28 protein-coding genes are annotated in these 20,378 nt (G+C 61.5%); 8 read left to right on the forward strand and 20 right to left on the reverse strand.

Annotation, left to right across the window (positions count from 1 at the left end):
* Window positions 1-135: 135 nt before the first annotated feature.
* Window positions 136-1,734 carry an ABC-F family ATP-binding cassette domain-containing protein gene (locus CV013_RS05550; RefSeq protein WP_102154255.1) on the forward strand — a complete coding sequence of 533 codons (1,599 nt, stop codon included), beginning with the start codon at window positions 136-138 and terminating at the stop codon, window positions 1,732-1,734.
* Here the strand turns inward: CV013_RS05550 and CV013_RS05555 are convergent.
* The 4 genes from CV013_RS05555 to CV013_RS05570 are packed head-to-tail and all read right to left on the reverse strand — an operon-like array spanning window position 1,731 to window position 4,692.
* Window positions 1,731-2,093 carry a DUF2794 domain-containing protein gene (locus CV013_RS05555; RefSeq protein WP_102154256.1) on the reverse strand — a complete coding sequence of 121 codons (363 nt, stop codon included), beginning with the start codon at window positions 2,091-2,093 and terminating at the stop codon, window positions 1,731-1,733. The two genes, CV013_RS05550 and CV013_RS05555, sit on opposite strands and share 4 nt — an antisense overlap.
* Window positions 2,093-2,791 (reverse strand): serine O-acetyltransferase EpsC, encoded by a 699-nt coding sequence (gene epsC, locus CV013_RS05560; RefSeq protein WP_102154257.1) that lies wholly within the window; start codon window positions 2,789-2,791, stop codon window positions 2,093-2,095. The genes CV013_RS05555 and epsC overlap by 1 nt, the downstream gene beginning before the upstream one ends.
* Window positions 2,792-2,833: 42 nt before the next feature.
* On the reverse strand, window positions 2,834-3,442 hold the full coding sequence (locus CV013_RS05565; protein ID WP_102154258.1) for a P-loop NTPase family protein: 609 nt from the start codon (window positions 3,440-3,442) through the stop codon (window positions 2,834-2,836).
* Window positions 3,442-4,692, reverse strand: coding sequence for a heavy-metal-associated domain-containing protein (locus CV013_RS05570; RefSeq protein ID WP_223805275.1), 1,251 nt, complete (start codon window positions 4,690-4,692; stop codon window positions 3,442-3,444). Before CV013_RS05570 ends, CV013_RS05565 begins: the two co-directional genes overlap by 1 nt.
* A gap of 108 nt (window positions 4,693-4,800) precedes the next feature.
* On the opposite strand from CV013_RS05570, the gene purM reads away from it, so the two are divergent.
* The 3 genes from purM (at window position 4,801) to CV013_RS05585 (ending at window position 7,456) form a co-directional block, all read left to right on the forward strand.
* Entirely contained in the window at window positions 4,801-5,907 is a 1,107-nt protein-coding gene (gene purM / locus CV013_RS05575; protein ID WP_102154557.1) for a phosphoribosylformylglycinamidine cyclo-ligase, read from the forward strand.
* A gap of 125 nt (window positions 5,908-6,032) precedes the next feature.
* Window positions 6,033-6,983 carry a phosphoribosylglycinamide formyltransferase gene (gene purN, locus CV013_RS05580; RefSeq protein ID WP_102154260.1) on the forward strand — a complete coding sequence of 317 codons (951 nt, stop codon included), beginning with the start codon at window positions 6,033-6,035 and terminating at the stop codon, window positions 6,981-6,983.
* A 20-nt stretch (window positions 6,984-7,003) separates the two neighbouring features.
* Window positions 7,004-7,456 carry a GFA family protein gene (locus CV013_RS05585; RefSeq protein WP_102154261.1) on the forward strand — a complete coding sequence of 151 codons (453 nt, stop codon included), beginning with the start codon at window positions 7,004-7,006 and terminating at the stop codon, window positions 7,454-7,456.
* 15 nt (window positions 7,457-7,471) lie between these two features.
* Here the strand turns inward: CV013_RS05585 and CV013_RS05590 are convergent, their stop codons facing one another.
* Window positions 7,472-8,209, reverse strand: coding sequence for a SpoIIAA family protein (locus tag CV013_RS05590; RefSeq protein ID WP_102154262.1), 738 nt, complete (start codon window positions 8,207-8,209; stop codon window positions 7,472-7,474).
* Window positions 8,210-8,253: 44 nt separating this feature from the next.
* The gene (locus CV013_RS05595) at window positions 8,254-8,787 is read right to left on the reverse strand and encodes a J domain-containing protein (RefSeq protein WP_102154263.1); all 534 of its coding nucleotides are present in this window, start codon (window positions 8,785-8,787) and stop codon (window positions 8,254-8,256) included.
* 122 nt (window positions 8,788-8,909) lie between these two features.
* On the opposite strand from CV013_RS05595, the gene CV013_RS05600 reads away from it, so the two are divergent.
* Window positions 8,910-9,092 (forward strand): hypothetical protein, encoded by a 183-nt coding sequence (locus tag CV013_RS05600; protein WP_198591826.1) that lies wholly within the window; start codon window positions 8,910-8,912, stop codon window positions 9,090-9,092.
* A 50-nt stretch (window positions 9,093-9,142) separates the two neighbouring features.
* Here CV013_RS05600 and pal read toward each other — a convergent pair whose 3' ends face one another.
* The 13 genes from pal to hisB all read right to left on the reverse strand — a co-directional run bounded on the left by pal (window position 9,143) and on the right by hisB (window position 17,649).
* Window positions 9,143-9,655, reverse strand: coding sequence for a peptidoglycan-associated lipoprotein Pal (gene pal, locus CV013_RS05605; RefSeq protein ID WP_102154265.1), 513 nt, complete (start codon window positions 9,653-9,655; stop codon window positions 9,143-9,145).
* Between the two features lie 66 nt (window positions 9,656-9,721).
* The gene (gene tolB, locus CV013_RS05610; protein WP_102154266.1) at window positions 9,722-11,143 is read right to left on the reverse strand and encodes a Tol-Pal system beta propeller repeat protein TolB; all 1,422 of its coding nucleotides are present in this window, start codon (window positions 11,141-11,143) and stop codon (window positions 9,722-9,724) included.
* The gene (locus CV013_RS05615; RefSeq protein WP_190276543.1) at window positions 11,140-11,988 is read right to left on the reverse strand and encodes an energy transducer TonB; all 849 of its coding nucleotides are present in this window, start codon (window positions 11,986-11,988) and stop codon (window positions 11,140-11,142) included. Before CV013_RS05615 ends, tolB begins: the two co-directional genes overlap by 4 nt.
* A 13-nt stretch (window positions 11,989-12,001) precedes the next feature.
* On the reverse strand, window positions 12,002-12,445 hold the full coding sequence (locus tag CV013_RS05620; protein ID WP_102154268.1) for an ExbD/TolR family protein: 444 nt from the start codon (window positions 12,443-12,445) through the stop codon (window positions 12,002-12,004).
* A complete protein-coding gene (gene tolQ / locus CV013_RS05625; protein WP_102154269.1) occupies window positions 12,445-13,152 on the reverse strand; it encodes a protein TolQ in 708 nt (235 codons plus the stop codon). Before tolQ ends, CV013_RS05620 begins: the two co-directional genes overlap by 1 nt.
* Window positions 13,149-13,601 (reverse strand): YbgC/FadM family acyl-CoA thioesterase, encoded by a 453-nt coding sequence (locus CV013_RS05630; protein WP_102154270.1) that lies wholly within the window; start codon window positions 13,599-13,601, stop codon window positions 13,149-13,151. Before CV013_RS05630 ends, tolQ begins: the two co-directional genes overlap by 4 nt.
* 148 nt (window positions 13,602-13,749) lie before the next feature.
* On the reverse strand, window positions 13,750-14,124 hold the full coding sequence (locus tag CV013_RS05635) for a histidine triad nucleotide-binding protein (protein WP_102154271.1): 375 nt from the start codon (window positions 14,122-14,124) through the stop codon (window positions 13,750-13,752).
* A 4-nt stretch (window positions 14,125-14,128) separates the two neighbouring features.
* Complete coding sequence (locus tag CV013_RS05640; RefSeq protein ID WP_102154272.1) at window positions 14,129-14,455, reverse strand: phosphoribosyl-ATP diphosphatase; 327 nt, start codon at window positions 14,453-14,455, stop codon at window positions 14,129-14,131.
* Between the two features lie 42 nt (window positions 14,456-14,497).
* Window positions 14,498-14,659, reverse strand: coding sequence for a PEP-CTERM sorting domain-containing protein (locus CV013_RS05645; protein WP_102154558.1), 162 nt, complete (start codon window positions 14,657-14,659; stop codon window positions 14,498-14,500).
* Window positions 14,660-14,743: 84 nt separating this feature from the next.
* On the reverse strand, window positions 14,744-15,505 hold the full coding sequence (hisF, locus tag CV013_RS05650; protein ID WP_102154273.1) for an imidazole glycerol phosphate synthase subunit HisF: 762 nt from the start codon (window positions 15,503-15,505) through the stop codon (window positions 14,744-14,746).
* The gene (gene hisA, locus CV013_RS05655) at window positions 15,502-16,230 is read right to left on the reverse strand and encodes a 1-(5-phosphoribosyl)-5-[(5-phosphoribosylamino)methylideneamino]imidazole-4-carboxamide isomerase (protein ID WP_102154274.1); all 729 of its coding nucleotides are present in this window, start codon (window positions 16,228-16,230) and stop codon (window positions 15,502-15,504) included. Before hisA ends, hisF begins: the two co-directional genes overlap by 4 nt.
* 79 nt (window positions 16,231-16,309) lie before the next feature.
* Window positions 16,310-16,939 carry an imidazole glycerol phosphate synthase subunit HisH gene (hisH, locus tag CV013_RS05660; protein WP_102154559.1) on the reverse strand — a complete coding sequence of 210 codons (630 nt, stop codon included), beginning with the start codon at window positions 16,937-16,939 and terminating at the stop codon, window positions 16,310-16,312.
* A gap of 116 nt (window positions 16,940-17,055) precedes the next feature.
* Window positions 17,056-17,649 (reverse strand): imidazoleglycerol-phosphate dehydratase HisB, encoded by a 594-nt coding sequence (hisB, locus tag CV013_RS05665; RefSeq protein ID WP_102154275.1) that lies wholly within the window; start codon window positions 17,647-17,649, stop codon window positions 17,056-17,058.
* A gap of 84 nt (window positions 17,650-17,733) precedes the next feature.
* Here hisB and CV013_RS05670 point away from each other — a divergent pair, with 84 nt between their 5' ends.
* The 3 genes from CV013_RS05670 (at window position 17,734) to gmk (ending at window position 19,713) form a co-directional block, all read left to right on the forward strand.
* Entirely contained in the window at window positions 17,734-18,237 is a 504-nt protein-coding gene (locus tag CV013_RS05670; RefSeq protein WP_102154276.1) for an SspB family protein, read from the forward strand.
* A 43-nt stretch (window positions 18,238-18,280) separates the two neighbouring features.
* Window positions 18,281-18,736 carry a hypothetical protein gene (locus CV013_RS05675; protein WP_102154277.1) on the forward strand — a complete coding sequence of 152 codons (456 nt, stop codon included), beginning with the start codon at window positions 18,281-18,283 and terminating at the stop codon, window positions 18,734-18,736.
* Window positions 18,737-19,065: 329 nt separating this feature from the next.
* A complete protein-coding gene (gene gmk / locus CV013_RS05680; protein ID WP_102154278.1) occupies window positions 19,066-19,713 on the forward strand; it encodes a guanylate kinase in 648 nt (215 codons plus the stop codon).
* 290 nt (window positions 19,714-20,003) lie between these two features.
* Here the strand turns inward: gmk and CV013_RS05685 are convergent, their stop codons facing one another.
* Window positions 20,004-20,366, reverse strand: a complete 363-nt coding sequence (locus CV013_RS05685; protein ID WP_102154560.1) for a VOC family protein — start codon at window positions 20,364-20,366, stop codon at window positions 20,004-20,006.
* Window positions 20,367-20,378 lie beyond the last annotated feature (12 nt).

The raw sequence follows: 20,378 nt of genomic DNA on the forward strand, positions 1-20,378 counted from the left end.
GACAGTCCGGGGCGACCTTGCGTCACCCGCTCCTCACCCCTATCTCACGATCAGGATACAACCGGAGGAAGATCGACATGGACCTGCATCTCGCCAGCTACACCATCCCGGTTTCGTTGCGAGAAGTTCTATCCCATGTCACCATCGATTTCGCTGTCCAATCTGGCGTGGTCCACACCTGACGGCACTCCGCTATTCGCTAATCTCAATCTGACATTCGGCGCTGAGCGTACCGGCATTGTCGGGCGCAATGGAGTTGGCAAAAGCACGCTCTTGCAACTGATCGCAGGCGATATGCAGCCAGCCGCTGGGCGCATATCGCTATCATGCACATTTGCCATGATGCGACAAAGCAGTCTGGCACACCCTGACGATACCCTTGTCGATCTGTTCGGTGCGCGCACCGCGCTCGACCTGCTTGATCGCGCGGAACGTGGTGTGGCCGAAATAGATGAGCTGGCCGATGCGGACTGGGATTTGCCCACTCGCCTCGAAGCAGCTTTGCATAAATGCGATTTGTCCGTTGATCCGCGCACACCGCTGGCGACCTTATCGGGAGGGCAACAAACCCGCGCGGCGCTGGCAGCAATGATCGTGGATCAGCCCGACTTCCTGCTGCTGGATGAGCCGACCAACAATCTCGACCGGACCGGTCGGCCCGCCGTGCACGATCTGCTGGACAGTTGGCGCGGCGGAGCAATCGTAGTCAGCCATGATCGCGAACTGCTGGAAACAATGGACGCCATCGTCGAACTGACATCGCTGGGGGTCACCCGCTATGGCGGCAATTATACTGCATACGAACAGCGTAAGGCACTCGATCTCGATGCGGCAGCCCGCGATCTCGCCCATGCGGAGAAGGTGGGCGCGGCTGCGGCGCGGCACGCGCAGCAAGCGGTTGAGCGCAAAGCTCGCAAAGATAGCGCCGGGCGCAAAAGTCGCGCGAAAGGGGGCCAGCCCAAAATACTGATGGATGCCGCCAAAGAACGGGCCGAGGCATCGGGCGGTGTCAATGCGCGATTACGCGAAACACGGCGCGATGAGGCGGCAGAGACGCTGATCGCTGCACGTGAGAAGATCGAAGTGCTGCGCCCATTGCATATGGATATGCCCACAACGGGGCTGGTACCAGGGCGAGGTGTATTGCGGTTTGAAGGAGTGAGCGGTGGATACGACCCAACCGGCCCGATCATTCACGATCTCTCGTTCGCTGTGCACGGCGCGGAAAGAATCGCGATCTGCGGGCCGAACGGTAGTGGCAAAAGCACGCTGCTGAAACTGGCGACGGGCCAGCTTACGCCGTTGAGCGGCAAGGTGCGCCGGTTCGTGCAGACGGCAATGCTGGATCAGCATGTCGGCCTGCTCGCTCGCGACGAAACATTCCTGAACAACTACCGAAGGTTGCACCCGGCAGCCGATCCACACACCACCCATGCGGCGCTGGCGCGGTTTGGTTTCCGCGCAACCGATGCCACGCGGATAGCCGGTTCGTTGAGCGGCGGGGAACGGCTGAGAGCCGGACTGGCCTGCACTCTCGGCGCAACGCCTGTGCCGATGCTCCTGATTCCGGATGAACCGACCAACCATCTCGATCTCGATGCGATCGCCGCATTAGAGAAGGCCCTGTCCGCCTACGATGGAGCTATGTTGGTAGTGAGCCACGATCAGGCGTTCATAAATTCGCTGAACATAAACAGGACTATCGAACTGCCCGGCAGCGACGTTCTCGACTAGTCGACCGCCTTCACCAGTCGCCGCTCCATCGGGGCGAGTACACCGCTAAGATCGTGCCCGCGCTTGAGCACCTGTCCGTGTTCGCCGAACAGGGTCCACATGCCTTGTTTGTTACGCAGCGCCGGACGCTTTTCGATCCGCGCCTGAGGGCGCTCCGCGGTGCGCCGGAATGCTGCAAAGGTGGCGCAATCCTTCGTGAAATCCATCGCATAGTCGCGCCATTCGCCTGCGGCGACCATGCGGCCGTAAAGGTCGAGTATCTTCTGCAATTCCTCGCGCGCAAAACCGATCTGATCGGGCGCGCGACCTGGAAAGCGAACGACAGTGCCTGATTGCGCCCCGCCCGACCCCGGGTTCATCAGCGATTGGTTCCGCTGCGCTTAGGCGAAATACCGTCGCCCTGTGCATCGCGCAGCGCGGCAACTTCGGCGCGTAAAGCGGCAAGTTCGGCTTCCAGTTTTTCTATACCGTCGCGATTGGGTTCGCATGGATCGTCGCACGGTGTCCCATAGGGAATAAATTCCCGCAGCCATTGATCTGCCGGCACGAGCGTGGAACGCGCCTTCAGCCCGATCATCGTTGCCCCTTCGGGCACATCGTCCGTCACGACAGCATTGGCCCCCACGCGAGCACGTTCGCCCACTGTGATAGGGCCGATGATCTGGGCGCCCGATCCGATGATGACATTGTCGCACAATGTCGGGTGACGTTTGCCCTTCTTACCATTGGTCGGATTGGTTCCGCCAAGCGTGACACACTGGTAGATCGTGACATTATCCCCGATCCGAGCTGTTTCGCCGATAACGGTGAAGCCGTGATCGATAAAGAAATTCCGGCCGATGATCGCGCCCGGATGAATATCGATCGCAGTCAGAAAGCGGCTGAAATGGTTGACCATACGGGCCAGCAGAAACAGCTTCGCGTCATAAAGCCAATGCGCCACGCGATGCAGCCCCAGCGCCCAGACACCGGGATAGAGCAGGATTTCCCACCGCGAATGCGGCGCGGGATCACGCGCGTGGATCGAGTCCAGATAGCTGGTCAGCCTGTCGAACATCGGTGAATCCTCCCACCAAACCGCCGCAATGGCAAGTTGCAGCTATATCAGCCGCGATTGATCCGCCCCTTGCACCGCTTCCAAAGCATCGCGCCACACCGACAATGTCGCCGGTACTTTGCGTTCGAGGCTCAGGCGGTCGATCGTCGCCACCAGAACCTCAATACCGGCGAAGCTGCGTTCAAGCCGGGGCACGAGATAAGTAGGAGCACCTTCGCCCAGCGCAAGACCGCGCGCCTCGGCATGGGCCCACAACAGCTCCTCGACCATCATATCGTCCGGCACACCCATCTGCAGGTGGAGCGCGGCCCCCATCCGGCTTCGTAAATCCGGCAGAGCAATCTCCCACGGATCGCTGTCGCTCACCAGCAACAACGGTGTGCCGCTTTCCTGCGCGCGGTTCCAGCGATGGAATACCTCGGTTTCATCGCACGTATCGACACCGTCGATCACTTCGCCGCCCTGCCCCGCGAACCAGCGCGCCAGCAGGCTCTTGCCCGAACGCGGCGGACCAACAAGCACGGCAGTGCGAAATGGCCAGTCTTGCGGGTGAGCCAACGCATCTGCCACGGCGCGATTGGCATTTCCGATGACGATGCGGACCGGATCATCGGCCCGCCGCACCGAGAGCGGCAGGGCAATCTGATTCATCAGCGACTGATCGCGAGCGCGTTGCCGCCCTGGCGGACAGTGAACCCGCGCGCCCTCAGCGCAGCAGCCAGTTCGGCCAGGCTGCCACCATAACTGACGCTCATCACCGATGTCCCGCCTATAGCGAGGCTCGATGTTGCGGCGCCACGCACACCCGGCGTTGCCCGAACGGCAGCGATGGTCGCATCGACAGCACCGGCGTTGGGTGTAGCAAACTGGACCACGAAGCTGGACACGATCGCTGGCGTTTGCGCCTGCGACGCTTCCCCTCCGGTCGTTTCGCCAGCTTGAGCCGCCTGTGCCGCTGCCGCCTCCGCTGCTGCACGCGCGCGCTCTTGCGCCTCCGCATTGCGGCCTATATTGATGAGCTGCTGCACCGCTGGATCGAGCTGTGGCGCACCGAGATTCAGCGTCGGATCGGGTTTGATCTGCCCATCGGCCAGCGCCTTTTCATAAATGGTGTTGAACCGCAGAACTGCCTTGTTGAGCATCGCCTGCAATTCCGCCGGATTGTTGGCCGACATCTTGAAACTGTCGAGATACATGTTGTCGGGGCCGTGACGCGCCGTAAACGTGCCATCGACGGGGCCGCCCGGCCAGCGATAGCGCAGATCGGCTACTGCCATCAGCACGTCGCTCGCGCCGAACTGATCAAGGATATTGCGCCACCATGTCCGGCTGCGTCGCGTCGTCTGGCCGAACGTCACCAACAGCGAACCCCCATTGGCACCCGATGGGCGCACATAATCCACCCGGCTCCCGCCCGGCTGATATTCAGCCCATGCCCGCTGCCACGGGTTACGCACTTCATAAACGGTGTCGGCCCCGGCACTGATGGTAACGGGAATCAGCAACATCGGTGCCGAACGCGCCGCCTGCCCGCCCCGGCCCAGAATCGCACCCGCACGCGCACGATCGAAACTGACACCCAGCGTGGCGATATAGCGTTTCGGCCCCAGCTCTTCCCGCTCGATCACCACGGCAGAGACAAGCGATTCGAGCTGCCCTTGCGAAATCGCCGGGCCTTTCAACTTTTTCCATGCATCCTGAATCGCCTGTTTCCAGCCCTTCTCACGGGCGGCATAGGCATTGTCGGCGGTCACATCGACTTCGATGCCGCCCACATCGATGTCGGTGGAAGAGGCGATAGCGGCGATGCCCCGATCACCCGAAACCTGCGCGATCAGCGCCCGTCCGGCGACAAGCGCCAATGCCAACGCGGCAACTGCGAAAATGGCCGTCAGGGCCACGTGGCGCCTTATGCGCGGAAGGGTCATTTGTATGGCCATGCAGAAAAGTTGGGGCCTTTTGCCCAAACGGGCATGGAAATCCAAGCGCGAATGCGTAAGGCGGTTGGTATGTCCACTGATGGTTCGCCCCCCAAGTCCTATACATATGAATCCGCTGGCGTCTCGATTGACGCTGGTAACGCGCTGGTCAAGGCGATCGGTCCGCTGGTGAAAGCCACCGCGCGGCCCGGCGCAACCAGTGAACTGGGGGGATTCGGCGGCTTTTTCGATCCCAAGGCTGCCGGATACAACGATCCGTTGCTGGTCGCCGCCAACGACGGAGTCGGCACCAAGCTGAAACTGGCCATCGATTACGATCGTCACGATTCGGTCGGCATCGATCTGGTGGCGATGTGCGTGAACGATCTGATCGTGCAGGGTGCAGAACCACTGTTCTTCCTCGACTATTTCGCGACGGGCAAGCTGGAGACCGGCATAGCTGAGCGCGTCGTGGCGGGCATTGCCGAAGGGTGCCGGATGGCCGGATGCGCGCTGATCGGCGGCGAAACAGCGGAGATGCCAGGTATGTATGCCGCTGGCGACTACGATCTTGCCGGTTTCTGCGTTGGCGCGGTCGAGCGAGGCGAACAGTTGACCGGAGAGAAAGTGGCCCCCGGCCATGTGCTGCTCGGCCTTGCCAGTTCCGGTGTCCACTCCAATGGATATTCACTCGTCCGTCGTCTGGCGGCGGACAAAGGCTGGCGACTGGACCGCCCCGCCCTGTTCGATCCCGAACGCCTGCTGATCGATGCACTGATCGAACCCACCCGGATCTACGTGAAGAGTTTGCTGCCGACGATTCGCGCCGGTCGAATCGATGCGCTGGCCCACATCACCGGTGGTGGCTTGCTGGAAAACATTCCGCGCGTTCTGCCCGAAGGAGCTCACGCCGTGATCGACGCCGACGCATGGGAGCAACCCGCGCTGATGGCCTTCCTGCAGGCACAGGGTAATATCGAACCGGGCGAAATGGCGCGCACGTTCAACTGCGGCATCGGCATGGTGCTGGCGGTTCGGGCTGACGAAGCAAGTGCAGTCGCCGCCGCCCTGGAGGCGGAGGGCGAACAGGTCGCGCGGATTGGCGAAGTCGTGGAAGGGCAGCGTGGCTGCTCTGTGCGCGGTTCGGCAGGCACATGGGCTGGCCGGGAAGACTGGGACGCGCAGCATCTGGCGTAAGCGACATCGGCAACGGTAGCGGAGACACGGGATATCTTAGGGCCGGGGCTTGAGCACTGATGACATCTGCTGCCAAAAGCACATCGCGTCGTCAGTCGCCCACATCAAGCAGGAAGTTCAACGCGATGAAGAAAGCCCGTGTCGCGGTTCTGATATCCGGCAGTGGGACCAATATGGCCGCCCTGCTCTATGCCAGTCGCCTTCCCGGCGCAGCTTACGAGATCGTTGCAGTTGGCAGCAACGATCCCGATGCGAAGGGGCTCGCGCTTGCGGCGGCCGAAGGAATCCCGACATTCGCCATCGCGCACAAAGGCATGAAGCGCGCCGATCATGACATGGCGATGGATGCCAAACTGCGCGAAAGCGGTGCGGAATATGTCGCGCTGGCCGGATACATGCGAATCCTGACGGCCGAATTCGTGGGCCGGTGGGCGGGCCGGATGCTCAATATCCACCCTTCCCTGCTGCCGAAATATACCGGACTGGATACGCACGCCCGCGCCATCGCAGCAGGCGACGCCAAGGGCGGAGTTTCGGTCCATTTGGTGACGGAGGAACTCGATGCAGGCGAAATCCTCGGCCAGATCGAAGTCGCTATCGTGCCGGGCGATACCGCCGAAAGTCTGGCGGCGAGAGTGCTGATCGCGGAGCATCAGCTCTATTCCCGCGTGTTGAGCGCCTATGTTTCACGCCCGTTCGATCCCGCATGGCTGGTCGGGCAAGTCCGCGAACGTGCCATGATAATGCCGCAGGCGGAAGAAACGATCAGCCATGGAATGCCCTGTTTCGGCATCGTCAAAGGCAAGAAATTCGCGTGGGTCAGCATGGATCATCACGGCGATAGCAAGACCGCGCTCCTCACCAAGATCAGCGGTGTGGATGAGCAGGCTATGCTGATCGAGCGCGATCCTGAACGGTTTTATCGCCCTACCTATTTCGGAGATGGCTGGATCGGCATGCGGCTCGATCTGGGCGATACGGACTGGGACGATGTCTCCGAACGGATCGCCAGAAGCTGGCGCGCTGTCGCGCCGAAGAAGCTGACGTCGCTGATGGACGCAGCAGACCAGTTCTAACACCGGAAGATGGGCAGACGATGACTGACACACCCCATATACTCCACGGCAAATGCCAATGCGGCGCAGTGCAGGTGGAGCTGACATCGACCAAGCAAACCGTGGAGGCCTGCCATTGTTCGATGTGCCGTCGGCTCAATGGCGGCGGTCCGTTGTTCTCGCTGGCCGGTGCCAAGCCGGACGATCTGAAGGTGACCGGCGCCGATCACGTATCGACCTATCATTCCTCCGAATGGGCGGAACGGGCATTTTGCGACACTTGCGGTGCAACGCTGTGGTATCACCTTCTACCCGGCGAGGGCCATTTCAGCCTCTCATCCGGTCTGTTCGATCTGCCTGAGGGCTATACCCTGAACGAGCAAATTTTTATCGACGAAAAACCAGCGTGGTATGATCTGGCTCAGGACACCCCGAAGAAAACCGGCGCGGACATTTTCGCCGAAGCGAAAGAGGCCGGTTTCACCTTCGATTGAGCCAGCGGTACGCGCTTACCGCCTGATCCAGCTTTTAGCCTCTTCCAGCTCGGCGACCGGGAACACAGCGACCTCTGCCCCCATCAGCGGAGCGAACAACTTGGTTGCGGACGTGATCCAGCCAATATCGGTGACCAGCGCAATACGGGAAAAATCGCCCCAGTGCGCGATGCCGAACCGCGTATCGTCCCACGCTGCATCGGCGGCATAAGTGGCATATTCTTCGCCCAGCACGATCAGGAACTTGAGCTTGTCGTGCTCTTTCAGCTTCGCTTCGACCAGCGGAACCAGCGTGTCACGATAGTCCTGCGCGGTAATGATTCCGACCGCCTTCAGCGCAACGACATCGCGCGGCAAACCGTCGATCACATCGAACCGGCCAGGATCGTCGTCCACGGCGTTGGCCCATTCTTTGGCTTTCGCCATCTTGTCCGTCGGGAACCGCCGAACCTTGGCGCCCACGAAATGATCGACGAATGCAGGCACAACACTCAGGATGGGCGAATCGCCAACGATGGCCACTTTCTTCACCACCCGATGATGATCGCGCACAAATTTCAGGTGTTTCTCCAGCGCAGCCAGACTGTCCCAGTGCGGCAGATGGCTGGCATCGATCACCAGATTGGGCACGATATCGGTACGATTGATATGACCGTCGATTGCAGCGCGCAAAGCGTCGAAGTCGGCTGCGCTGAGCGCACCTTCGGGTTTCAATACGGCAACCGCTGGCTGGGACAGGTCGATGTCGATCATGATCGTACTCCTCGCATTATTGCGCCCCCAAAATCCAGTTCAGCCTACCCCTTCCACTCGCGCCGCTCTTCCGCCTGGCGGAGCACTTCGTAGGCCACCTGAAACGCCTGAAACTGTTGCGCTGCGTCGGCATCGCCGGGCTTCACATCGGGGTGCACTTCCTTGGCCTTGGCACGCCACGCCCTTTTCACCGCATCAAAATCGGCGTCCGCTTCCAGCTCCAGCAATTCCAGCGCCCGCATTTCATCGGCAGTGCGCGATCCATCGCCACTTCCAGCCCAGCCATAGTGCGACGCTTCGGCATAGCCCGCGTTATCGCGTTCCTCGTTCGCTGCCCGTTCGGCCGCCTCTTCCTTCGAAAGCCCTTCGAAGTAATCCCATTTCTGGTTGTATTCGGCGGCGTGGCGCTGGCAAAAATACCAGCGATCCGGGCTGTTAGGCGATTTGGGCGCCGGGCAATTGCCCGGCTCTTCACATCCGTGCCGGTCGCACAGGCGCACGGTCGTCGCTTCACGCGAAGAGCCATAGCCGCGCCAGCGTGGGAAGCCCCAATCATTCGATCGGCGCGCCTTTACCATCGGAGATCGTTCACTTTCACTAGCCCCACCTAAGCCTTCACACCCCCCAATGGAAGGCGGAATGGGCAATTTGCACACGTCATGTTGCAATGCACAATACAGCGCATTACATTGTCAGCGCTATGTTCAGGATGAGCCCGCAAGTCAAAATCGCCGCAGTTGCATCGGCTCTCGCGCTTGTTGCGCTGGCGATTTCTGCGCCCGCTATCGAAGGCGGATCGCAGAACGGCGGGAATTCGCTATACCCGGCGATGGCTGAATTGCCGACACCGAATCTGCCGACTTTCTCCATTCTGCCGTACTGAGAGCGGCTTGCGCCCCGCCCTTTCCGGGCGAGGCACAACCTTCATTTCATCTATTCGACCACCACCGTCACATCGCGGCGGTTCTGTGCCCATGCGCTTTCGTTTGAGCCGAGCGCCACCGGGCGTTCCTTGCCATAGCTGATCGTGGTGATGCGGTTCGCCGCCACACCCAGCGAAACGAGGTAATTCTTCGCCGCGTTCGCACGGCGTTCGCCCAGCGCAAGGTTGTATTCGCGCGTGCCGCGTTCGTCGGTATTGCCTTCGACCCGGACATTGATGTTCGGATACCGCATCAGATACTGTGCCTGCGTCTGCAGAGCTGCAGCCGAGGCGCTGTCGATGTTGTAGCGGTCCGTGTCGAAATAGATCACGTTTTTGCCGTTCACCGCTTCTTCGAAGTGCGCCTGCGTGCCCAGCACCGGGCCAGTCGGCGCGGTCGGCGTCGGGGTAGCCGTCACGTTTGGTTCGGGTTCCGGCGGCAACGATGCCGGCGGTTCTTTTTTACAGGCGGCCAGCAGCGCAGTACCCGCCATCAGAGTGGCGATGACAATACGACGATCCATCTTGCGTCTCCTTCTCTATGAAACCTCAGGCAGCGATCGCCGCCCCCTTATCATGGAACAATGCACTTAGGGCAGGATCGGTCCCCAGGCCGGATCAGAAGCGTCCACCGGGGTCGGCAGGCGACGTTCATTGCGGCCGGTCAGGTCCACCTGCCACAGCGAACTGCGGCCCGAATTGCGCTCGGTGCGGAAGAACTGGATCACGCGGCCATTGGGCGACCATGTCGGTGCTTCGTCCTGCCATCCGCTGGTCAATGTTCGCACACCGCCGCCTTGCGTGTTCATCACCGCGACGTTGAAATTGCCTGCGATGCGGGTGAACGCGATCAGGTCGCCACGCGGGCTCCATTCCGGGGTGGCGCAGCGTCCGCCGGAAAAGCTGATGCGGCGCTGGTTCGAACCGTCGGCATTCATCACATAGCATTGCTGATTGCCGGAACGGTCGCTTTCAAAAACGATCTTGGTTCCATCGGGCGAATAGGAACCGCCGATATCGATGCCCGGTGCGTTGGTCAGGCGCACACTCGGCCCGCCTTGCGCCGATACGCGATAGATATCGGTGTTTCCACCAATCGCCATCGAATAGAGGATCCACTTGCCATCCGGGCTCCAGCGCGGGGCGAAAGTGGGGTTGCTGCTCTGCGTCACCAGATGCTGGCGCCCGGTGCCGATGTCGTAAACGTAAAGCCGCGGGTTGCCATCGACGTAGCTGAGATAGAGCAACTGCCGGTAATCGGGCGAATATCGTGGGGTCAGCGCAGTGGCCCGACCGTTGGTAATGAACCGGTGATTGGCACCGTCCGAATCCATGATCGCCAGACGTTTGACCCGGTGATCTTTCGGGCCGGTCTCCGCGATGTAGGCTATGCGGCTGTCGAAGAACGGGCTTTCGCCAGACAGACGCGAATAGACAAGATCGGAACACTTGTGCGCCGCGCGGCGCCAATCTGCCGGGGGCACGACCCAGCCACCGCGAGTCAGCTCCTTCTGCAGCTGCACGTCGTACAGGTAGCAGCCAACAATCAGCTTACCGTCGCCGCGCGCCCGCACATACCCTTCCACCAGCATTTCCGCGCTGCGGTTCGACCATGTCGGCCAACTGGGCGCGGTAATTTCGGGATAGCTGGGCTGCGGCAAGGCATTCGGTCCAACCGGCTTGAACAGCCCGTTGAATTTCAGATCGTTGTACACGACCTGAGCCAGACTTTTGCCCAATGCAGCAGTGCCGCCACTGCTCGCCTGTGTCGGCACATCGCGATCGGTAGCGAAACCGGGGATCGCGATGCCCAGATCCTGCCACTCGCTTTCGTCGGTAACGGTGAACGACAGTCCGCCATCGTCCTGGGCGGCCTCAACCGTTTCCACAGTGCCCCCTTCCGGCGCAGGCGCGGAAAGATCGCGATCGAAAGGCTTTGGCGTTTCCTGTGCGGCCAGCGGCGCAGTCGCCAGCGCGAGAGTGGCTGTGAACAGCAATAAGATCGGTTTCATCGCGATAGGTTCCTGTCGAATTTGGCGCCGTTAATGGTCTTCCACGCATTGTAGTACTCAGGCGGAAGATCGAACGGCGCGGCCAGTTCCACAGCACGGATTGCCCGTTCGGCGTGAAGCTGGGATTGCGGCTTGTTGGAATCGGTGATGCCCGACTGACTGACGACGCGCGGCTTGCTCGCCAAAGAGCCATCGGGGTTAAGGCGAAACGATAATACCGTTACCAGCAGATCGGCATCGGCCCCTTGCGGCGCGTTCCAGTGCGGTTTGATCTGGCGGATAATCGCCTGAACGATCGACGCCTTGGCACTGGTGCCGATTTTGCTGGCGGGAATGCGGGTTTCATTCGTGCTGGTGCTCGACCCTGCGCCAGACAGGAAATCGGAGCCGATACGGCTACCGCCCGACTTTTTGGGTGTGTCGGCCGGTTTGGCCGGAGCGGGCTTGGCCGCAGGTTTCGCCGGGGCAGGCTTTGTCGCCGCCTTTGGTGTTGGTTTGGGCTTGGCCGCAGGCTTGGACACAGGCTTCGGTTGAGGCGCACTGGTCGCCACCGGCCTGGGCGGTTGCGGCACGGGTTCGCTCACCGGCGCAGGTATCGGCTCTGGCGCGGGGGCTGGCTCTGGCGACAGCTCGGGCGCGATGGCAGCGCGGCTTTCCGGCACCGGATCGGGGGCAGTCGCTTCCAGCCCGACGTCGGTGGCGAGATTGACCGTCATCCGCTCAGGCTGAGGCGCGGCGGTCCGCTGCCCTGGCTGCAACAGCAGGACAACGGCGAGCGCAACATGCAGCCCCAGCGCGATGCCGAGGCCGATGCGTTCCTCACGGCGAAGATGCGCGATTGCCATCATTCACCCAAAACTATGGAGCGGTGACTGAACTGTTGGTGACCAGCGAGATCGAATTGAAACCGGCCCGGTTCAATTCGCCCATCACCGCCATCACCCGCCCATAATCCAGGCTCTTGTCGGCGCGCAGTGTAATCAGCGGCGGTTTCCCGCCTTTCTGCGGCAAGGCAGCCAGTGCCTGAGGAAATCCACCCACCGGCACCGGTGCATCGTCGATAAATATATACCCTTCCTGATCGACGGAGATCGTGATCTGGTCGGGTTCCTGATCGATGGCATTGGCACGGCTGTCTGGCAGATCGACCGGCACGCCTGCAGTCATCAGCGGGGCTGTGACCATGAAAATGATCAGCAGCACCAGCATCACGTCCACCAGCGGGGTAACGTTGATTTCCGCCATCGGTATGCGGGCGCGGTTGCCCCCGCGCGCACCGGCGCGATGCAGACCCATTGCCATCAGAGCGATTCCAGCTGACGGCTGAGCCCGGCGTGGAACTTGTCCGCGAAACGCTGAAGCTTCGCTTCGAACGCATTCACCGAATGGCTGAAACGGTTGTAAGCGATAACCGCAGGAATCGCCGCGAACAGGCCGATGGCCGTGGCGAACAACGCCTCCGAGATACCCGGCGCGACCACGGCGAGCGAGGAATTGGCCTGACTGCCGATCTGGAAGAAGCTGTTCATGATGCCCCATACGGTGCCGAACAGACCCACGAACGGAGCCACCGAACCAACGGTCGCGAGGAAATTCAGGCGGTTGGCCAGCTCGTCAGCCTCTGTGGCGACCTGCCCGCCCATTGCCCCGGCCAGTCGCTGACGCAGCCCTTCGCGATCTTTTACCCCGCCCTTGGTCGAACGCCGCCATTCGCCCATCGCGGCGCCCACAACGCGGGCAGCGGGGTTATCGCGCGCGCCCTTTTGATTCATCAGGTGATCGAAATCGTCGGCCTCCCACACTTCGCGTTCGAACTTCTCGCTTTTGCGGCGCGCGGCCGCGATGCGAAGCGAGAAGCTGACAATGATCGTCCAGGTCCAAATGCTCGCCAGAACCAGTCCGGCAATCACCGCCTTCACCACGATATCGGCGTCCATGAACAGTTGAACCGGGTCCAGCCGGGTGGGCGGCGTCACCGTGCCCAGTGCGAGGAATATGGTGTTGGTCATTGATGTCCTTCAGCAAAACGATCGAATGCCGCGCGCCATTCGGCAGGCTGGCGACGCGGACGCCCCTCTGGGCTGATAAATCCCACACGCACGGTCTGTTCCGCGACAAGTTGTTCCCCGCGCATCGCGCGCTGCACGATCCGCACGCTGGCCGCGCCCATTTCGGTGCAGCGGCTTTCGATCACGATATCGTCGTCAAGCTTTGCCGGGGCGGCATAGCGGATATGCAGATCGGCCACGGCATAGGCCCCCTCTCCCGCCTCCACTGCAGCGCGCTGATCGATGCCCAGCATCCGCACCAGATCGCTCCGCGCCCGTTCGAACCAGCGCAAGTAATTGGCATGATAGACAATTCCCGAAAGATCGGTGTCTTCGTAATAGGCGCGCACCGCGAACAGGTGCGTGTCGCCACGAAAAATGCCGCCGGGAGGGGTTGGTAAATTGCTCATCACGACCAGCGTCTAGCGGAGGGGCGAGTCGCGGGGCAAGCGGCAATAACGACGAATGGCACAGTGCAGGCGATGAACCGGGCAAATTGGTTAATTACGCCAGCGCAGCGTCTCGATCATTTCGACTGAGAGTGCGCCAATCGAACGTTTAGGCGATCATTCGTCCCAACGGCTGCCCGCCAAACAGATGAACATGCAAGTGCGGCACTTCCTGCCCGCCATGCGCGCCGACGTTTGCCAGCAGGCGATATCCCGGTTCGACCAGCCCATGCTCGCGCGCGATGTGGCCCACCGCGCGGACGAACCCGGCAATTTCCTCTACTGAGGCACGCGCAGAAAAGTCGTCCCAGCTCACGTACTTGCCTTTGGGAATTACGAGGATATGCAGCTTCGCCTGCGGATTGATATCGGGAAAGGCATATGCCCATTCGTCTTCGTAAATTCGGGTGGAGGGGATTTCTCCGCGCAGGATTTTGGCGAAAATATTGTCGTCGTCATACGGCAGGGTCGGATCGATCGGCATCGGATTATCCCTCTTGCTGGGTGCGACTGGCCTTCTCGTCGAGGCCCGATGTTCCTTCGCGGCGGTCGAGTTCGGCCAGCACATCGGCCAGCGGCACCCCCTTTTCCGCGAGCAGGACGATGAGGTGAAACAGAATATCGGCCGCTTCGCCGGTCAGTTCTTCATCCGAACCCGACAGCGCGGCGATCACGGTTTCTACCGCCTCTTCCCCCAGCTTGCGCGCAATCACCGGCAAGCCACGCGCATGAAGCTGCGCGACATAGCTCTTACCTGAATCGGCAGAGACGATCCGCTGGCGGATCGTGGTTTCGAGGCGGGTCAGTGTATCCATCGCCGCCGCTCATGGCGGGGCGTGGGGGGCGCGGTCAAGCGATCAGTCGCGGTCGCGGCGTTTCTTCGCAGCTTGCCGCCCAACGATCAGGCCGATTACGCCCATCGCGAACAATGTCATGCTGCCCGGCTCCGGCACGGCAGCAGTCGCGGCGAATGCGGGCGTTGCGGTCGCAAGAAGAACGATGGCAGGGATGTAGCGCATGGCGATGCTTAACGCGTTGAAAACCATGATTCGGCAAGCAGAATTTTACCACCGTCCCGCAGTGGGACTGGCAGCGGTGGGCGCTTATGCCCGCGCAGGCAGTCCCGCCGCACGCAGGGCGTCGTGTGCTTCGGCAATGGTATGCGTTCCGAAATGAAAAATGCTTGCCGCCAGCACAGCGCTGGCGTGGCCTTCGATTACGCCTTGCACCAGATGGTCGAGCGTACCGACGCCGCCACTGGCGACTACAGGCACCGACACCGCATCGGCAATCGTGCGGGTCAGCGCCAGATCGTATCCCGCCTGCGTCCCGTCGCCATCCATCGATGTGACCAGCAACTCCCCCGCGCCCAGTTCGGCCAGCCGCATGGCGTGTGCGACTGCGTCTATCCCGGTGGCCTTGCGCCCGCCATGAGTGAATATCTCCCAGCGCCCGTCCGCTACGCGCCGCGCATCGACACTGGCGACCACACATTGCGCGCCCATACGGGCAGCGATTTCGCCCACCAGTTCAGGGCGAGCGACCGCGGCGGAGTTCACCGCCACTTTGTCCGCTCCTGCCAGCAACAGCGCACGGGCATCGTCCACGCTCCGCACCCCGCCCCCGACCGTCAGCGGCATGAAACACACCTCCGCCGTGCGCCGCACGATATCGAGCAGCGTCCCGCGCCCTTCGTGACTGGCGGAAATGTCGAGGAAGCACAGTTCGTCCGCACCCGCCGCATCGTAGGCGCGCGCCTGCTCGACCGGATCGCCTGCATCTTTCAGATCGACGAAGTTGACGCCTTTCACCACACGGCCATTGGCCACGTCGAGACAGGGGATCACGCGAATGCGGACAGTCACGCGCGCGCCCCCATCGCAATCGCCGCCGCCAGGTCGAGCTTCCCCTCGTACAGCGCGCGGCCAGTGATGACGCCCTCAATCCCGTCTTTCGCGTGGAGCGAGAGGATGTGAATATCGTCCAGCCCCTTCACCCCGCCGCTGGCGATCACCGGGATATCGACGCTGCGCGCCAGCTCCACCGTAGCATCGATATTGCAGCCTTTCAGCAACCCATCGCGCCCGATATCGGTGAACAGCAACGATGCGACCCCTGCATCTTCGAACCGGCGCGCCAGATCGACCACGGGAACGTCCGACACTTCGGCCCAGCCTTCGGTGGCAACCATCCCGTCGCGCGCATCGACCGCCACGACTATGCCGCCGGGAAACTCGCGCGCCATGTCCTTCACGAACTGCGGATCTTTCAACGCGGCGGAGCCCATTACCAGCCGGGCAACGCCGAGGTCGAACCACCCCTCCACCGCTTCGCGAGTGCGGATGCCGCCGCCCAGTTGCACGTGGCCGGGAAATTCCGCGAGGATCGCTTCTACCGCCGCGCGGTTTTCCGCCCGTCCCGCGAATGACCCGTCGAGATCGACCACATGCAAATGCTGCGATCCGGCGGCAGCGAACAACATCGCCTGCGCCGCAGGGTTATCGCCATAGACAGTGGCACGGGCCATATCGCCCTCCGCCAGCCGGACGACTTCGCCGTTCTTCAGGTCGATAGCGGGAAATACGATCATGGGGCGGTGTTCTTTCCACTATAGACAAAGCGGCAGCGCAGATCCGCGTCAACGGATGACCAACGCAGGCAACTGGCCATTACGGCTGCCATGCAAGAAACCTTTCGAGCAGGGCCAGCCCGTATGTCTGGCTCTTTTCCGGGTGGAATTGCACGCCGAGCAGATTGTCGCGCGCAACCGCAGCCACCAGCCCGCCACCGTGGTCGGTAATCGCGGCGATGTGATGCCCTTCGTCGGGCTGGAAGTGATAGGAATGCAGGAAATACGCCTCCCCCGCTTCGATCAGTTCGGCACCGTCGTGATGCGGCATCGGGCGCACATCGTTCCAGCCCATGTGCGGCACCTTGATCGCCGGGTCGGTCCGCTCGATCGGCAAAACCTCTCCCGCGATCCAGCCGAGGCCCGCCGTGGTGCCATGTTCGCGCCCCTGCTTGGCGAGCAATTGCATCCCCACGCAAATGCCCAGAAACGGCACCCCGTCGCGCAGCACCCGCTGTTCGAGCGCATCGACGAGACCGGAAATCGCCTTCAATCCATCGGCACAGGCCTTGAAAGACCCCACGCCAGGCAGGACTATCCGCCGCGCACCGGCAACGATATCGGGGTCCGCCGTGACATGGACATGGCCCGCACCCGCCGCAAGCAGCGCGTTGTGCACCGAATGAAGGTTGCCCGCACCATAATCGATCAGAGCCAGTGCTTCAGACATATTGGCTTTTCGCACCCCCATCCGGGGATGCGATCCTCGCCAGACGGGCAGCAAAGCTGCCCCCGCTGCGGGCGGCCGGTCGGCCTTGCGGATGCCCGGCATCCCGAAAAGGCGCATTAGCCACCAAGCTGCCCCTTGGTGCTCGGCACAGCGCCGCCCTTTCGCGGATCGAGTTCCACCGCCGCGCGCATCGCACGGGCAAAACCTTTGTAGATCGCTTCGCAAATATGGTGGTTATTGGTGCCGTAGATCAGTTCGATATGCAGTGTGATACCGCAAGCCTGCGATACCGAGTGGAACCAGTGTTCGATCAGTTCGGTGTCCCATTCGCCCAGCTTTTCCTGGCTGAACCCGGCGCGCCACACCAGATAGGGGCGACCTGAAATATCCAGCGCCACGCGCGCCAGCGTTTCGTCCATCGGGGAATAGGCCTGCCCATAGCGGCCGATGCCGCCCATATCGCCCAGCGCCTGTGCCAGTGCCTGACCCAGCGCGATCGCGCTGTCTTCGGTGGTGTGATGCTGATCGACATGCAGATCGCCATCGACATGCATCGTCACGTCGATCAGCGAATGGCGGCTGAACTGTTCGACCATATGATCGAGAAAGCCGATTCCCGTGGCCACGTCATAACGCCCGCTGCCGTCGAGGTTAACCTCGACGCGGATCGCGGTTTCGCTGGTGTTTCGCTCAATCTTGCCGGTACGCATGAGCAGCCGCCTATACGCACGGTTGGGTATGGTGCAAGCATTCACGCTTGACCACGCGCTTCAGTGAAGCCACCTAGGCGCGAGATGAGCGAAGAAACCCCAGATAGCCTGATCCCCTACGACGAGATCGTGCAGGAAGCGCTGCGCGCTGTCGTCGGCCGTGTCCTTGGTGAAATCGAAAACACCGGCGGCACGCTGCCGGGGGAACATCATTTCTATATCACCTTCAAGACAGGTGCGCCGGGGGTCACGATCCCACCGCATCTGCGCGAACGGTTTCCCGATGAGATGACAATCGTTCTCCAGAACAAGTTCTGGGATCTGAAAGTGGATGAGGATGGCTTCACCGTCGGCCTCAGCTTCAACCAGATTCCGGCCAAGCTGGATGTGCCGTTTTCCGCTATCACCGCCTTCGTCGATCCGGCAGTCGATTTCGGACTGCAGTTTCAGGCCAGCCCCGAGGAACTCGATAGCGAAAGCCACGACGATGCCGAAAACGACGTGGCGGAACGCAAACCTCACCCCGCCGTTACCGAAAGCGATGACGGTTCGAATGTCGTGACTGTCGATTTCGGCAAGAAGAAGTAGCGGGCACCGCCACCCATCGTCCGCACAGCACAGGGGGATTGCGATGTTCGGCCGCAAAAAACGCAACAAGCGCAAGGCTACGGGCAATCACGTAACCGATCGCGGTGCCGTGGTGGTCGATAACACCGTAACCGCCGCCACCGGCAACGATAGCGATGTTGCCGGCCCGTCTCCCAATCCGGCGACCAATCTGCTGATCCACGATGTGTTGTTGCGGGCGGGGACGCGGATCATGCGTAATTCGCTTGAAAAAGGGCTGCTTTCCAACCGCTATGGGCGCGAAAGCGCGAAAGAGATGATCGACAACCGATCGGCCAAGGCAGCGATGACGACATTTCTTGTCTCGCGCCTTGCCACCCGATCGCTCCCCGGTGCGGCGATTGTCGGCACCGGCTTGCTGGCCAAAACCCTGTTCGATCGCAGCCAGAGCCGCCGCAAGGCCAAACGCAAGGGCGACCGGCAACTCCGCAGGCAACAGCGCGACAAGACATCGGACTGACGCTGCAGCCCTTTGGGTGATGCGCGAGCGGCGAAGCGGCGCGTTAGTCCGGGGAACGGCCATCTCGCACTGTGCGGACTTTTGTGATGCGCGGCGATGTCAGGTCTTGGATTGCTTCGCCACGCTCGCAATAACGCGAGGGTGAGCACGATCATCATCGCAAGCATCGTAGTAACTGAAAACCATCTCCCCACCCCGTCGCGCTGGACATGATCCGAGGCCCCGCTTCTATTTCCCCAGCACCACTGTTCGCGTCTTCCGCGCCATCAATGGCAACAACAGACACACACACCCTTGATTTTCGCCCCTACGATGCGGCAACAGCGCTCATGCCTGATTCCGCACACAGTTCCGCCACGCTCGCCCGACGCGGGCTGTTGTTCATTCTTTCCTCCCCCAGCGGCGCGGGAAAGACGACGATTTCGCGCATGTTGCTGCAAGGGGATAGCGAGATTAAGCTGTCCGTATCGGCCACCACCCGCCCCCCGCGTCCGGGCGAAGTCGATGGAATTCATTACCATTTCGTATCCGATGCCGATTTCGACCGTATGGTAGAGGAAGACGATTTCTACGAGTGGGCACCGGTATTCGGCCACCGATACGGCACCCCAAAAGGGCACATCCGTAATGCCCTGAAGGAAGGGCAGGATTTCCTGTTCGATATCGACTGGCAAGGCACCCAGCAGCTTTACCAGAAAGATCAGCAGGACGTGGTCCGCGTGTTCATCCTGCCCCCCAGCATCGACGAATTGCGCCGCCGCCTCGAATCGCGCGCGACCGATGCCGCGGACGTGATCGACAGCCGCATGGAACGCGCCCGCGCCGAAATAAGCCACTGGGACGCTTACGATTACGTGGTCATCAACGACGATGTGCAGGCCTGCTTCGCCAAAGTCAGCCAGATCCTCGCCGCCGAACGGATGAAGCGCCAGCGCCAGACCGGCCTGATCCCCTTCGTGCGCGAATTGATGAGTTAACCGGCGGATCGATGCGGCGGGCGTGATTTCACCGTCGCGAGCGACCGGCGGCAGAGTGATCGGGGCCTAATTCGCTCACCATTGGGAGCGTGGCGGAAATTCATAGCCCGACGGCAGGATCAATCGGCGCAGTTGTAATGGGATGCGAGGGCGGTCCATGGATTGCCACGTCGCCTGACGACCCCTCGCAATGACGAGGAAGGGCATGCGAACTGATGAGATGCGCGCCTACCGCCCCGCCCCCACCAACCGTCACTATTGCAGATGCGACGGTGCGTGAGATCGCCCCTTCACCCCTCCGGCGGTTGCCACAGTTCCAGCTTCACCCCCGCCGGGTCCAGCAGCCACGCGAAATTGCCGTATTCGCCATCCTGCCGGTCGAGGATCGATTCCCCTTCCCTCTCGATCCGGGCCACCATCCCGTCAAGGTCGTCCACCATCAGATTTATCATGAATGGTTGCTCACTGGGGGCCATGTAATCGGTGTCGGCGGGAAACAGGCTCCACTGCTGGAAACCGCCCGCTGTATCGGTGAACGTCGCGCTGCCCCAGTCGGTCAGGTCGAAGCCGAGTACACGGACATACCATGCGCGGACCGCGTCAGGGTCTGCCACTTTGTAGAAAACACCGCCGATTCCAAAGACTTTGGCCACGCCACCCTCCTG

The organism is Tsuneonella flava (assembly GCF_002870965.1).
GTDB lineage: Bacteria > Pseudomonadota > Alphaproteobacteria > Sphingomonadales > Sphingomonadaceae > Tsuneonella > Tsuneonella flava.

Excerpts from the sequence above, each read along its gene's own strand:
- CV013_RS05645 (WP_102154558.1), bottom strand. The coding sequence starts at position 14,659 with ATGCGCTACATCCCTGCCATCGTTCTTCTTGCGACCGCAACGCCCGCA.
- purN (WP_102154260.1), top strand. The coding sequence starts at position 6,033 with ATGAAGAAAGCCCGTGTCGCGGTTCTGATATCCGGCAGTGGGACCAAT.
- tolB (WP_102154266.1), bottom strand. The coding sequence starts at position 11,143 with ATGAAACCGATCTTATTGCTGTTCACAGCCACTCTCGCGCTGGCGACT.
- CV013_RS05675 (WP_102154277.1), top strand. The coding sequence starts at position 18,281 with ATGTTCGGCCGCAAAAAACGCAACAAGCGCAAGGCTACGGGCAATCAC.
- hisB (WP_102154275.1), bottom strand. The coding sequence starts at position 17,649 with ATGCGTACCGGCAAGATTGAGCGAAACACCAGCGAAACCGCGATCCGC.
- gmk (WP_102154278.1), top strand. The coding sequence starts at position 19,066 with ATGCCTGATTCCGCACACAGTTCCGCCACGCTCGCCCGACGCGGGCTG.
- CV013_RS05585 (WP_102154261.1), top strand. The coding sequence starts at position 7,004 with ATGACTGACACACCCCATATACTCCACGGCAAATGCCAATGCGGCGCA.
- epsC (WP_102154257.1), bottom strand. The coding sequence starts at position 2,791 with ATGTTCGACAGGCTGACCAGCTATCTGGACTCGATCCACGCGCGTGAT.
- hisA (WP_102154274.1), bottom strand. The coding sequence starts at position 16,230 with ATGATCGTATTTCCCGCTATCGACCTGAAGAACGGCGAAGTCGTCCGG.
- CV013_RS05635 (WP_102154271.1), bottom strand. The coding sequence starts at position 14,124 with ATGCCGATCGATCCGACCCTGCCGTATGACGACGACAATATTTTCGCC.
- pal (WP_102154265.1), bottom strand. The coding sequence starts at position 9,655 with ATGGATCGTCGTATTGTCATCGCCACTCTGATGGCGGGTACTGCGCTG.
- tolQ (WP_102154269.1), bottom strand. The coding sequence starts at position 13,152 with ATGACCAACACCATATTCCTCGCACTGGGCACGGTGACGCCGCCCACC.
- CV013_RS05670 (WP_102154276.1), top strand. The coding sequence starts at position 17,734 with ATGAGCGAAGAAACCCCAGATAGCCTGATCCCCTACGACGAGATCGTG.
- CV013_RS05630 (WP_102154270.1), bottom strand. The coding sequence starts at position 13,601 with ATGAGCAATTTACCAACCCCTCCCGGCGGCATTTTTCGTGGCGACACG.
- CV013_RS05600 (WP_198591826.1), top strand. The coding sequence starts at position 8,910 with ATGTTCAGGATGAGCCCGCAAGTCAAAATCGCCGCAGTTGCATCGGCT.
- CV013_RS05590 (WP_102154262.1), bottom strand. The coding sequence starts at position 8,209 with ATGATCGACATCGACCTGTCCCAGCCAGCGGTTGCCGTATTGAAACCC.
- purM (WP_102154557.1), top strand. The coding sequence starts at position 4,801 with ATGTCCACTGATGGTTCGCCCCCCAAGTCCTATACATATGAATCCGCT.
- CV013_RS05640 (WP_102154272.1), bottom strand. The coding sequence starts at position 14,455 with ATGGATACACTGACCCGCCTCGAAACCACGATCCGCCAGCGGATCGTC.
- CV013_RS05620 (WP_102154268.1), bottom strand. The coding sequence starts at position 12,445 with ATGGCAATGGGTCTGCATCGCGCCGGTGCGCGCGGGGGCAACCGCGCC.
- hisH (WP_102154559.1), bottom strand. The coding sequence starts at position 16,939 with ATGTCTGAAGCACTGGCTCTGATCGATTATGGTGCGGGCAACCTTCAT.
- CV013_RS05550 (WP_102154255.1), top strand. The coding sequence starts at position 136 with ATGTCACCATCGATTTCGCTGTCCAATCTGGCGTGGTCCACACCTGAC.
- CV013_RS05595 (WP_102154263.1), bottom strand. The coding sequence starts at position 8,787 with ATGGTAAAGGCGCGCCGATCGAATGATTGGGGCTTCCCACGCTGGCGC.
- CV013_RS05565 (WP_102154258.1), bottom strand. The coding sequence starts at position 3,442 with ATGAATCAGATTGCCCTGCCGCTCTCGGTGCGGCGGGCCGATGATCCG.
- CV013_RS05555 (WP_102154256.1), bottom strand. The coding sequence starts at position 2,093 with ATGAACCCGGGGTCGGGCGGGGCGCAATCAGGCACTGTCGTTCGCTTT.
- CV013_RS05615 (WP_190276543.1), bottom strand. The coding sequence starts at position 11,988 with ATGGCAATCGCGCATCTTCGCCGTGAGGAACGCATCGGCCTCGGCATC.